Consider the following 12,288-nt stretch of genomic DNA (forward strand, 5'->3'; position numbering starts at 1 on the left):
GGTTATGATCCGTGCCTCAATTGAATTTATCTGAGCCTTTTTTAGAACCTCATAAAATCAGGCTATCACAATATTTGTAAACGATCAATGAAGTCATTTTCACCTAAAAATTGTTAATTATTGAAAAAGTATCAATAAAGTACGTAAAAACCGATCAAAACAGTATGATTTGCCCTGTTTTGATCGGTTTCATTATAAAAAATGATACTATTTATAAAATATTGTGATAAATAAAAACTATAAATCCTTCTTACTTTCGGGAAATAATACCTCGCCTACCCCTGTCTTTATCTTCACAATCTCTTCAAGCGTATTCGATAACTCACCTGGCGGATAAGGCTTCGTTAAATACTTCTGTATCACATCATTCAATTGGTTCTTGTCTGATTGATCCAGAGCAGAAGAGATAACAATCGGAATATTCTCTGTTCTCGAATCCTCTTTTAGCATTCGGATCAAATCCCAGCCGTCCAGTTCTTCACCAAGCATCAAATCAACCACGATCGCAACAAATGGTGTTTTCAAGGCTTGATCAAAAGCTTGCTGTGGATGATAGTGATGGGTAACACGGAACCCCTTCCCTTTAAGCTCTTCTGATAAAAGCAACGAAAGACTATAATCATCTTCAACAATCATTACATTCGGTTTGAGCTCTTTATCAGCATTCCATTTATTCAGCTCATCTTGCTGCCGGCTTGCTTCTGCATTAAGGATTGGAAGGCTAAACCAAACGGTTGTCCCTTCACCCTCTACCGAATCAATACCGATGGTTCCCTTTTGTTTCTCAATAATTTCTTTACAGATGGCAAGACCGAGACCTGTTCCACCAATTCTTTTGGAGGCACTGTTGTCCACTCGTCTGAATTTTTGGAATAGCTGTCCGATTTGATCCTTTGGAATGCCCAGACCATTATCCTGGATACGCACAATAATATGATCCGGCTCATTATGCAGCAGTACCTTCACTTCATTGTTAGAGGGTGAGAACTTGATCGCATTACTTAACAAATTCGTTAGAACTTGGACGATCTTATCCTTGTCCACATCTACCTCCGCATTCAGAGCCTCATCCACCAATAGCACATGATGTGTGCTACTAAGTTTATATTGATCGATAACCCCAAGGACAATTTCACTAAGATTTACATGCTCCGTGATATACTGCTGCTTCCCTGACTCCATTCTCTGCAGATCCAGAAAATCATTAATAAGCTCAGTCAACCGCTTCGCTTCCTTATGAATCGTCTCCAAATACTTCAGTTGCTTCTCAGGCTTCATGGTTTTGGACAATAGCAGTTCCGTGAATCCTAATACACTCGATAATGGCGTTCTCAGCTCATGACTTACCGTACTGACAAGATCAGATTTCATAAGATCCAGCTCGTACTCCCTAGTGATATCTCTATATACAAACAATGTACCAATTCTAAGCTCCCGGCGGAAAACAGGAATCGCATAAACATCAATATGCTTCTTGGATTCCGTTCCAATAGAGTATTGCATACTGCTGGACTCCAGAGCATCCTCAGAGATTGCTTGTTCAAAAAACGACCGAAGCTCAAGGTTCTCATTCGAGCGTTCGATGAAATAATCCATCCATTCTTTTCTAGGAGTCAGTGTACCTTCAATCCAGTCATAGTTAACGATGTTGCACAGCGCCTTATTCATCTGAAGCATCACGCCTTCTGTACTCACGAACTGAATGCCTTCGTTTACGTTATTCACGATATCGCGGTTCAGCTTTCGCCCATGTTCAATCTCTTCGTACATGAACAAACGTTCAATCGCCAGAGCTACGCGGTTCATCATTCCTTGAACCTCATTAATCTCTTCTTTACTGAAAGAATGTCCAATCCGGGTCCCGCAAAATACAGCTAGAATCTCATCTTCTGCATTTACAACAGTGGTATAGAAATCATAACAGTAGACCTCATCCGCAGAAATCCCCTGTTCCGATTGCGTAGCTAGACGCTTAATCAGATAGGTTTTTTCCGTCTTCAAACGATATAACATTTCATTATTCTCATTATCGAGATAACGCTCTACATTTTCCTGAGGAATCCCATTAACAGCCGCGATCTTATCTTTTACAAGAAGGAAGAAACTCGAATCAAATGAATACAGGTGATGCATGAACTGAATAAACTTATCTGCAAATTCATGTTTATCTAAGGTGTAAGTAATGTCATGATTCAGCTGATTATTAAGCTCAAGCATTTTTTTTGTCTGTTCCGTATTCTTCAGCGTTTCCGCTAGCTCCAGCTGTACACTCTTCATAGAGGTGACATCATACGCGATAAAAATGTACTGGTAAATCACACCCTCATTGTTCAGATACGGCACGACAGTCAGATGCATCCAGATTGGCAATCCGTCTTTAGTCAGAATCTGGAGTTCATTGCTCCATACCCCACCCGTATATAATTTGTTGAAGATCTTCTGCATTTGTTCTCTAGATATATTATAGAGTTCAAATAACTTATAGGTAAAACCGATAATTTCAGAATTTTTATAGCCGGTATATTTACTTAAATTATCATTCGCGTAGGTAAATACGCCTTTATCTGTAAGGATCCCCACCGCTGAGGATTGATCAAGTGCCTTCATCATACTCTCTATTTCACTAAGCGAACGTTGCAGTCTATACTGCTGATCCTGAAGTTCATCTTGCTGCGCGTGCAGCTCTTCATTCTGCATCATCAATTCTTCTTCTTTGTCCTGAATACTTCTGGCCATATTTAGAAATGCATTATAAAGCCGACCAATTTCATCTTGATGCTTAAGCTTGCCGAGAAGAATTTCCTCACCGGCAGCCAAGGAATGAGTGGCCCCTTCCAGCTTCAAAATAGGATTAATCAAATTCTTAAGAATCCGCCAGATCATAAAGGTAAAGAACAGTAGAATAATCGTGCTAAAAAAGAAGGCGATAAAGGTGAATTCGTTAGCTCGTTTAATATAATCCATAGCCATGGTATTTAATGCTGCATCGGATCGCTGTCTGTACTCTTTCGTATACGTTAGAAAATCATTCACTGATTTAGTAATACCATCTCCGGATAGTACTCTTAAAGCAGCATAATCATCAGCCTCGACAAGCCGAATTGCTTCCGGTAAGGTTTTATTTTTATACTGGACATAAAATGATTTTAAACCATCTCTAAACAAGGCTTCTTCGGCGGATAAATTAAGATTAGAATACGTATCCAGTATTTGATCAAATTTTACTAAGGCTGCATTTAAGAGCTTTAATTCATTCTCGTCCTTAAGCAAAGTGAATCCCCTAGCTCGGAAAAACACCTCATTTAACGTGCTCGCCATCTCGCTGATCGTGTCTGCTTTATACTGCAAACTTTCACGTTCTCTACTTAATTCATCTTGCTCATAGTTTATGAAAATAAAAAAAACAGTTCCCATAAGAATGATTAAAGAAAACACTAATACAATGATGCGGAAATATTTATTTTTGATGCTGTGATTAGCGTTACTTTTCTTCACCACTCAGGATCCCCTCCACAATCTGCAAGAGTTCCATCGGACTAAATGGTTTCGGCATGAAGTAACGCGCACCTGCTTCAACTGCTCGAATTCGATCTACATCTTGAGCTTTGGCCGTTAACATTAATATAGCTGTACTTTTCTTCTTCTCCTCATCCAGCTGCTGAAGCACTTCAATCCCTGTCATTTCCGGCATCATATAATCCAGAATCACCAAATCATAAGGATCCGTAGACAGCTTAGTTAGAGCTTCCAACCCATTCTCCGCTGTGTGAATCTCAACATTCTCCAAATCTTCCAATGTATCCTCGATTAACATCCGTAATACTTCTTCATCATCCACTACCAATATTTTTTGCATATTCGCACAATTCCCTTCGTGTTAGAACAAAAATCTATGAGCCAACCGTTCCATTCGGGACAACAGCTCAGGCATATGGACAGGTTTTACTACATAATCATCGGCACCCATCTGCAGGGCATGTACAATATCCGCCTGATTATTTCTCCCTGTCAGCATGATCACTAATATATTCACTTCAGGATACGTCTTGCGAATTCTTTCCAGGACTTCAACGCCATCAAGATCCGGCATCACACCATCCAGTAGAATGATATATTTCTCATCTATGGAATACCAATCCGATTGCAAGAAATCCAGCCCATTCGCATAACTGCTGATATTCACCTCAGCAATATCCTCCGGCTCCCAAGTATCAATCTGATGAGTCACTATTTTTCGAATCAACGCATCATCATCCACAACAATTACATTTAGAACCGAATGCTTTTTAGTCGACGATAAATGGTCCGTGTAGAGTGTAGTCTGATTCCTTCCGGCATCTTTGCTGGCATAGAGAGCTTGGTCTGCTTCTTCTACAATTTTATCGGCAATATTCTCAGCTTCTGTTACCTCTGATATCCCACTCGAGAAGGTCACATGAAAGACTTCATTCTTCGCAAAAAAGTCAGTGGCAGCAAATTGCTCCTGAATACGGTTTATTACTGTCAATGCAGAACTCGCATCCGTATTTGGCAGAAACACAGCAAACTCTTCTCCACCGAAGCGGCAAAAGGTATCTTCCATGCGAATCGAACCCTTTACAAGCTCAGACAAGGACTGTAATACCTCATCTCCGATTAGATGACCATATGTATCATTAATCTTTTTGAAATAGTCCAGATCAATCAGTGCTAAAGAAAACACCCGTTCCGTGCGCTTAAAATCGCAAATCAGCTGCTTCATCACTTGATTAAAGTGTTTTCGATTAAACGCACCCGTCAATTCATCCACAATGATGGATTCCTGCCACTCCCGCTTTAACTCAAAGCGGTTTTTAATCAAAGCCAGAAATAAATCAATATCTACAGGCTTCGATAAAAAATCCATCACACCCAGCCTATACGCATGCAGTTGAGTCGCTTTGGAGTACTCCCCACTTATAATGATGATTGGAATACGTTCTTTTTTGGCTTTGCCGATAATTTGATTCAAGACCTCAATTCCGCTGATATCAGGCAAAAGTATATCCAGAAGAATTAGATCCGGTTTGGTTTCATAAAAAATCTTGAGACCCCGTTCAGCGGACAAGGCAATGCTTACATAATAGTTCTGCTTCTCCAATGATTCTTTTAAATAAGCCACTAATTCTACATCATCATCAATAAGCAAAATATCATTATGTGGGAGCGCATCATCATTTCCTTTTTTGTCTAACGTCTTAACTGAACCTAGAGAAACCGATGAATCTTGGTTAAACAGTGGAATAAGCGGATACAAATAATCGCCCCACTCTTCAATAGACCAGCTCTTAAGGCTACTTTCCATGAAATAGGGCAACGTTGCATCGGCAAACTGTTCAACTTCTTGTAACCCCACTGTTCCTGCCGTACCTTTCAAATTATGCAAAAAACGATAAATGTCCTTCTCGTTAACTTCCGACAGTTCCGACCATTCCTGGAGGGTTTGTTTGGTCCGCTCTTCAACCATATTTTTATATTTTTGTGTAGTCATATTTACTCCTTCAGAGTATCGTATCAATCTCTCACTTCATCATATTTTTCATATACTGTCAATCGAATTTTCTTTAAATTCATAGGACTTTATATAAAAATGATCAAACAGACAAAAAACCTTTGGTTGAAGCTTGCTTCAGCATTTGTAATAATAATTGGAATGGTTCATTCCGTTTACACGGCGTAATCACCATATACAAAGGGAGGCTGTATTTATGAAGGGGATTATTACTGTATTAGGAAAAGACAAAGTAGGAATTATTGCCAAGGTATGTACATATCTTGCCGAGCACAATTTGAACATTCTGGATATTTCTCAGACGATTGTACAAGATTATTTTAACATGATGATGATTGTAGACATTTCTGGCGCGACTAAAGCATTTGAGGATATTGTTGAGGATTTACATTTGATCGGAGAAGCGATCGGCGTGGAAATCAAGCTTCAGCATGAGGATATTTTTAATATTATGCACCGCATTTAGGAGGATGACCATGATATCACTGGTGGAAGTACAAGAAACGAATAAGATGATCCGTGAAATGAATCTGGATGTACGTACTATAACGATGGGGATCAGCCTCATGGATTGTGCACATACAGATATGAGAACTTTTAACCAAAACGTATACGACAAAATCACTAGATCCGCCGAGAAGCTCGTCAAAACAGGTGAAGATCTGGAAAGACAATTCGGTGTACCCATTGTTAATAAACGGATTTCTGTGACCCCTATTGCTATTGCTGCTGGTGCCGTGAAGACGGATACGTATGTGCCTGTAGCGGAAATTTTGGACAAGGCTGCCAAAGAAGTTGGCGTTAACTTTATTGGCGGCTTCTCTGCGCTTGTGCAAAAAGGGTGCACCAAAGGTGATCGTATTCTAATCGACAGTATCCCAGAAGCACTCGCAGTCACTGAAAGAGTCTGTTCTTCCGTCAACGTCGGCTCCTCCAGAAGTGGAATCAATATGGATGCTGTGAAATTAATGGGTGATATCATTATTCAAACTGCGGAACGCACCAAGGATCGGGATTCCATCGGCTGTGCTAAGCTGGTTGTCTTCTGTAATGCTGTCGAGGACAATCCTTTTATGGCTGGAGCCTTTCATGGGGTCGGTGAACGGGAATGTGTCATCAACGTTGGCGTCAGTGGCCCGGGTGTAATCAAGCGTGCATTAGAGGAAGTAAAAGGTCAGGACTTCGAAACCTTGTGTGAAACGATCAAACGGACTGCTTTTAAAGTTACGCGTGTGGGACAACTAGTTGCGCAGGAAGCATCAAAACGGATGAACGTGCCTTTTGGGATTATCGATTTATCTCTGGCTCCAACACCAGAAATTGGGGATTCCATTGCGGAGATCTTTCAAGTCATGGGTCTGGAAGAAGCTGGCGCACCAGGAACAACAGCAGCTCTGGCGATTCTAAATGACAATGTTAAAAAAGGTGGCGTGATGGCCTCCTCCTATGTTGGCGGACTCAGTGGAGCCTTTATTCCAGTTAGTGAAGATCACGGAATGATTCAAGCCGTACAGCGTGGTGCTCTTACGCTTGAGAAGCTAGAAGCCATGACCTGTGTATGTTCTGTGGGACTGGACATGATTGCTATTCCGGGAAGTACCACCAAAGAGACGATCTCTGGCATCATCGCCGATGAAGCTGCTATCGGAATGGTCAACAACAAAACAACCGCTGTTCGCGTCATTCCTGTCATTGGCAAGGATGTAGGCGAAATCGTAGAATTTGGCGGCCTACTTGGATATGCGCCTGTCATGGCTGTCAACGGCTTCAATTGTGCCAACTTTATCAACCGAGGCGGACGAATTCCTGCTCCAATTCACAGCTTTAAGAACTAATAGAAACCTCAAACAGCAAGTCCCTATTTGTATCTAGGCGACTTGCTGTTTTTTTATTGTTCAGAGCTTGAAGATGTTAATGTTATCAGATTTAGGCCCGCTGGATCCCAATATTAGGTGTTCCCCCGGTCAAATCGATAAATAATACATAGTCATTTCCATCCGTGCCCTTCAGCACGAGTCCTGTCTGACTTGCAACTCCCACAGCAAAATATCTGACTTGCTGAAGGCTCGTAGGTGCTGAAACTGGTGACAAAGCCTGATTCACCGCGATCAAACGGGTCGCAGTTTTGATGGTACCTGCACCACTAATTTCACCGGTTACACCCAAATGACCAAGTATAGATTCACTACCGTTCACATTAAGGCTTCCCATTATCGTCTGACTACCATTCAAGTGCAGATTTGAATCGATAGTCTCATTCCCGTTAACATGCAGATCATTTTGAATGGTCTGACTTCCTGTAACAAGAATATTATCGAAGGTTGGCAAGACGATCATCCCTTTCAGGTTTTATAGTATATTTTATGTTAGACAAGACAATCCGGTCATAGATAGATATACATCTTTTACTAAATCCGCTTTTTCCTTCAAGATTCAGATTAATGGTCTTATACCTAAAGTCAAATGAACCCCCTACACATATAATGATTAGCAAGACTAGGTGCTAGAGCGAACGACTGGCTCCAATGAATACAGGAGGAATTATGAAGAAGACAGCTACTAGGCTCACTCCTCAAAGGCCCTCAACTCACGAAGTCTCCATCAGCCAAGTTCATCAATCGCAACACCATAATCTCATTCTCGAGAACTCTTACAGAGCGGAAACCATAACACGGGAACTAAAGCAATTAAGAGTATTGCTTCTGGTCCCCTCAGAGATAAGTGATAAAATGCCTAATGTACGACTTTTTAAAGATCAGCTAAGGCATCTGGTCAAAGAAGTGCTTGCCATTAAGTTACATCATAATCTAGAAGAATATTTAGCACAGTATCAGCCTGATCTGATACTAGCCTTGGGATCAGAATCCCTGTTCCCTGAGGAGAATATTCCTGCCCTCAAAGCTTATAACGCTCCTAAGGCCGTATGGATGGCAGATGCGACCTGCCTTACGCGAACAGAACGTAATCTAGCGCTGTTATTCGATTATATTTTCACACAGAACATAGCTAATCTAATCTATTATCAAGGTTTACGTGAGAAACATTCGTGCTACCTCCCTTATGCTCCAGATACAGAACTCTATTATCCAAGACGTGTGGAGAACCGTTACCACAGTGACGTACTCATTCTCGGCCATTTTCAAATGAATAGTGTTCTTGAAACCCTAGCTCATTCGGAACTACTTCATGGTCTCAAGATAATGACCTTTGGTAGCGGGTGGGAGCCCACCAAAAATTTCATAGACATCACCTACGATAAAACAGAAATATCTAACTATTATAATGGAGCAAGGATCATCATCAATTGCACAGGATCTGTGCAGCAAATTATGGAGGTCGCTGCTTGCGGTGTATTTCAGTTCGTGGAAGATCATCTCCATTTTCAAAGTTACCCCATCTCAGAAGAAGGCCTTATTCGTTTCCAGAACTTTAAAGAGCTCTCTGAGAGCTTCAAGTACTATATTGCTCATAGTGATGCAAGGAGAAGTTCGGCCTCTCGTGCTCTAAAGGAAGTGAAGTACAATCATTCTTATCTTCAGCAGGGAAAGCTGCTTCTCAAAAAAATATTCACGGAACCATAGGGGGTGACTTGACTTGAAATGCATCGCTTTTGTATTGCCTCAGTTTCATCAGATAGCAGAGAACGATTCCTGGTGGGGAGAGGGATTTACAGAATGGACAAATGTCAGGAAGGCTACAGCCCTTTATCCTGAACATGATCAACCGAAAAAACCATTAAATAATAACTACTACGATTTAACGGACCCTAACGTGAAACAATGGCAGGCAGAAACTGCAAAAGCTCATGGCATTTATGGTTTTTGTTATTATCACTATTGGTTCAATGGCAGGCGACTTCTGGAACAACCGGTTCAGCAGATTCTTGCCAGCAAAGAGCCTGACTTCCCCTTTTGTCTATCTTGGGCTAACGAACCTTGGACACGTAGCTGGGATGGCACTGAAGAAGATGTCTTGATGCCACAAGAATATGGAGAAGAACGGGATTGGCGAATGCATTTTTATGCTTTGTTGGAGGCCTTCAAAGATGAACGATATATTTGTGTAGACGGCAAACCAGTATTCATTATCTATAGATCCTCCAGCATCCCTCGGTGTGATGAGATGCTTCAATGTTGGCGTGATTTGGCTCAGCAAAACGGACTTCAGGGCCTTCATCTTGTCCGGACTCTGGGCGGATTCCCCCTAAATACAGAGCACGGGTTCGACGCCAGTCTAGAATTCGAGCCTCACTACACATTCGCACATGGCGGTGTAAAGCACTTATGGAGTTCCAAGCAGGTGGAGGATCAAAAGCATATTGTCATTGATTACGATGAATTATGGGAATCTATGTTAGAACGGACACCTCATAGGGATGGGGAAATTATATATCCAGGAGCATTTGTTAACTGGGATAATACACCACGCAAAGGTGCTGCCGGACAAAGTACTTTAGGTGCAAATCCTCACAAATTCGGTCAATACCTGTCACGACAAATTGAGAGGACCAAGAAGATGTTCAAAAGTGATTTTATTTATATTAACGCTTGGAACGAGTGGGCTGAGGGTGCCTATTTAGAACCGGATGATCATTATCGGTATCAATACTTGCAAGCCATTAAGAAAGCCCTTCAATATCATCACAAAGAAGATCCTTCCACGCCGTAGCGTCAGAAGGATCTTCTTCTTTTATTCCTTATGGTCTTTCCGAAGTCTGCACTCTGGCGCTTCTTGCACTAATCATTCTCCAACCCGTTAGCAGTGCAGCCACAAAGCATATGGATGCCGAAGTCATGAACACTACATGCATCCCACTGATAAATAACTCTGGTCGACCTGGAACTAGACCTGTTACCCGATAACCAGCTTCACTGCTCATCACATGAAAGAGAATCGTCGTAGCTATCGTAATACCGACGACCATCCCCACATTACGAACAAGCGAGTTGACGCTGCCCGCAGAACCAAGCTGAGTTCTAGGCACCTTAGACATCACAAGTGAATTATTTGGCGACTGAAACAGACCACTCCCTATTCCTAACATAGCGATCCACACGCCTACCAGCACAACAGAGCTTCCTTCATGAAGCTCAGCTAATCCAAACTGAGCAATAACCATGACTACCAGCCCTGCAAAAGTTAGGAATTCAGACCCGATTTTATCCGATAAAGCACCGCTTATTGGTGCTACGACTACCATACATATCGGTAACAGCATCAACAGGAATCCCGCTTCAAAGGGCGATAGATTCAGCATATTCTGTGCATAAAACGGCGCGATGATATTAAAGCAGAAGTTCGCTGTAAACACGAGAAACCCACATAAAATACTTAATGAAAACAACGGATTCTTAAATAATGATAATTGTAGTAGCGGTTCTTTCCGGCGAAGCTCCGTCCATAAGAAAGCAATGAAGCTGGCTATAGCTACGATTAAAGACGTCACAATTAAGCTATCGCCATAACCGAGCTGCTGTCCCAATAATAGCCCTGCGAACAAACTTATGATAAAAATAGCGAAGAGTAAACTACCTGGAACGTCTATTGTAGATTTCGTCCTTGTTAAATCCTTAGGCAGTACCTTCCAGCCTAACAGGATAGCGATCACTCCAATAGGAATGTTCACCCAAAAGATATACTCCCAGCCTAATGTTGAAACCATAATCCCACCTAAGCTAGGGCCAGCTATGCTTCCCAGAGACACGAATGTACCTATGAAACCAAGCGCTTTCCCCCGCTCATTGGCAGGAAAGATATCCGTAACGATTCCCTGGCTGTTCGCCATTGTCATCGAAGCTCCGATCGCCTGAATGACACGTGAAACAAGTAATGCAGGTAAACTTAAACTAAATCCACACAGCATAGAACCAATAACAAAAACTATCGTACCAATCTTAAAGATTCGAATCTTCCCGACAATATCTCCAAGCTTCCCGAAGAAAAGAATCGCAGCACAAATTGCCATCAAATATCCTGTGGTTACCCATTCGATTTGTGCCATAGGTATCTTCAATTGTTTCGATAATTCTGGCAGAGCGATGTTGACAATACTACCATCTAGTGTGGACATGAAGGTGAAAATATTCAGAACAATTAAAATCATCCAGCGTTTCTTCTGAATTTCCTTGTCTTCCTGATAGGTTGCGCTAATAGAACTCATAAACTAACACCTCATTGAATATAAAATCAACGTTTAGTTGCGTACGCAACAAAACTTACTTACCCAGTGTACATCAATTTAGTTGCGCACGCAACGACTTTATTGTACACTTTGTCTCAGAGTAGCAAATGCGCGAACTATAAACCCAAAGAGGTGTCTATATCTTGGAAAAAGAGCCTATAGGAAAGTTGATTTCCTATTTTCATCGTCAAAATCAAAAGCAATTGGTAAAAAAATTCATGCCCTATGGAATAGGTAGTGGCGGGCAACATAGTTTTCTAAAACTAATTACTTCCAGACCAGGGATTACACAAGATCAACTAACTTCTGAACTAAAATTCGATAAAGCCACCACCGCACGCTCCGTGAAGCAATTAGAGAATTCGGGTTATATTGAACGTAAACCAGATCCTAATGATCGACGCTCTCAACTACTGTATCCAACGCCTAAAGCAATCGATTTCTCGCCAATTCTTCAGTCTATTTTAGATGATTACAACAAGAGCCTAGTTGGTAAATTAACCAGCGAGGAAGTAGAGCAGCTTCGCTACTTACTTCAAAAAATCAGCACTGACGAAGAATAGGACAAAAAAAGAAA

At 41.4% G+C, this 12,288-nt stretch carries 10 protein-coding genes; 5 read left to right on the forward strand and 5 right to left on the reverse strand.

The annotated features are described in order from the left end of the window. Nucleotides 1-237 precede the first annotated feature (237 nt). Genes NST34_RS21720 through NST34_RS21730 form a run of 3 tightly spaced genes read right to left on the reverse strand, consistent with a single transcriptional unit; the run spans nucleotide 238 to nucleotide 5,509 of the window. Nucleotides 238-3,495, reverse strand: coding sequence for an ATP-binding protein (locus tag NST34_RS21720; protein WP_341128757.1), 3,258 nt, complete (start codon nucleotides 3,493-3,495; stop codon nucleotides 238-240). Next, the gene (locus NST34_RS21725; protein ID WP_341128758.1) at nucleotides 3,482-3,856 is read right to left on the reverse strand and encodes a response regulator transcription factor; all 375 of its coding nucleotides are present in this window, start codon (nucleotides 3,854-3,856) and stop codon (nucleotides 3,482-3,484) included. The genes NST34_RS21720 and NST34_RS21725 overlap by 14 nt, the downstream gene beginning before the upstream one ends. Nucleotides 3,857-3,877: 21 nt before the next feature. Beyond that, nucleotides 3,878-5,509 (reverse strand): diguanylate cyclase, encoded by a 1,632-nt coding sequence (locus tag NST34_RS21730; protein ID WP_076284628.1) that lies wholly within the window; start codon nucleotides 5,507-5,509, stop codon nucleotides 3,878-3,880. A 217-nt stretch (nucleotides 5,510-5,726) separates the two neighbouring features. Between NST34_RS21730 and NST34_RS21735 the strand changes: the two genes are divergently transcribed. Together NST34_RS21735 and NST34_RS21740 are read left to right on the forward strand one after the other, a co-directional pair. Further along, complete coding sequence (locus tag NST34_RS21735) at nucleotides 5,727-5,996, forward strand: ACT domain-containing protein (RefSeq protein ID WP_042189980.1); 270 nt, start codon at nucleotides 5,727-5,729, stop codon at nucleotides 5,994-5,996. Between the two features lie 13 nt (nucleotides 5,997-6,009). Continuing rightward, entirely contained in the window at nucleotides 6,010-7,365 is a 1,356-nt protein-coding gene (locus NST34_RS21740; RefSeq protein ID WP_256716384.1) for a PFL family protein, read from the forward strand. Nucleotides 7,366-7,456: 91 nt separating this feature from the next. Here the strand turns inward: NST34_RS21740 and NST34_RS21745 are convergent, their stop codons facing one another. Continuing rightward, nucleotides 7,457-7,867 (reverse strand): hypothetical protein, encoded by a 411-nt coding sequence (locus NST34_RS21745; RefSeq protein ID WP_341128759.1) that lies wholly within the window; start codon nucleotides 7,865-7,867, stop codon nucleotides 7,457-7,459. 392 nt (nucleotides 7,868-8,259) lie between these two features. On the opposite strand from NST34_RS21745, the gene NST34_RS21750 reads away from it, so the two are divergent. Next, nucleotides 8,260-9,111, forward strand: coding sequence for a glycosyltransferase family protein (locus NST34_RS21750; protein ID WP_341128760.1), 852 nt, complete (start codon nucleotides 8,260-8,262; stop codon nucleotides 9,109-9,111). A gap of 13 nt (nucleotides 9,112-9,124) precedes the next feature. Then, nucleotides 9,125-10,198 (forward strand): glycosyltransferase WbsX family protein, encoded by a 1,074-nt coding sequence (locus NST34_RS21755; protein WP_341128761.1) that lies wholly within the window; start codon nucleotides 9,125-9,127, stop codon nucleotides 10,196-10,198. 28 nt (nucleotides 10,199-10,226) lie between these two features. Here NST34_RS21755 and NST34_RS21760 read toward each other — a convergent pair whose 3' ends face one another. Beyond that, the gene (locus NST34_RS21760; RefSeq protein WP_341128762.1) at nucleotides 10,227-11,690 is read right to left on the reverse strand and encodes an MFS transporter; all 1,464 of its coding nucleotides are present in this window, start codon (nucleotides 11,688-11,690) and stop codon (nucleotides 10,227-10,229) included. Nucleotides 11,691-11,854: 164 nt separating this feature from the next. On the opposite strand from NST34_RS21760, the gene NST34_RS21765 reads away from it, so the two are divergent. After that, the gene (locus NST34_RS21765; RefSeq protein ID WP_076284623.1) at nucleotides 11,855-12,274 is read left to right on the forward strand and encodes a MarR family winged helix-turn-helix transcriptional regulator; all 420 of its coding nucleotides are present in this window, start codon (nucleotides 11,855-11,857) and stop codon (nucleotides 12,272-12,274) included. Nucleotides 12,275-12,288 lie beyond the last annotated feature (14 nt).

It is taken from the genome of Paenibacillus sp. FSL H7-0714 (assembly GCF_038003765.1).
In the GTDB taxonomy this organism is placed as follows: Bacteria; Bacillota; Bacilli; order Paenibacillales; family Paenibacillaceae; genus Paenibacillus_AQ.

Excerpts from the sequence above, each read along its gene's own strand:
- NST34_RS21725 (WP_341128758.1), bottom strand. The coding sequence starts at position 3,856 with ATGCAAAAAATATTGGTAGTGGATGATGAAGAAGTATTACGGATGTTA.
- NST34_RS21730 (WP_076284628.1), bottom strand. The coding sequence starts at position 5,509 with ATGACTACACAAAAATATAAAAATATGGTTGAAGAGCGGACCAAACAA.
- NST34_RS21735 (WP_042189980.1), top strand. The coding sequence starts at position 5,727 with ATGAAGGGGATTATTACTGTATTAGGAAAAGACAAAGTAGGAATTATT.
- NST34_RS21745 (WP_341128759.1), bottom strand. The coding sequence starts at position 7,867 with ATGATCGTCTTGCCAACCTTCGATAATATTCTTGTTACAGGAAGTCAG.
- NST34_RS21750 (WP_341128760.1), top strand. The coding sequence starts at position 8,260 with ATGCCTAATGTACGACTTTTTAAAGATCAGCTAAGGCATCTGGTCAAA.
- NST34_RS21760 (WP_341128762.1), bottom strand. The coding sequence starts at position 11,690 with ATGAGTTCTATTAGCGCAACCTATCAGGAAGACAAGGAAATTCAGAAG.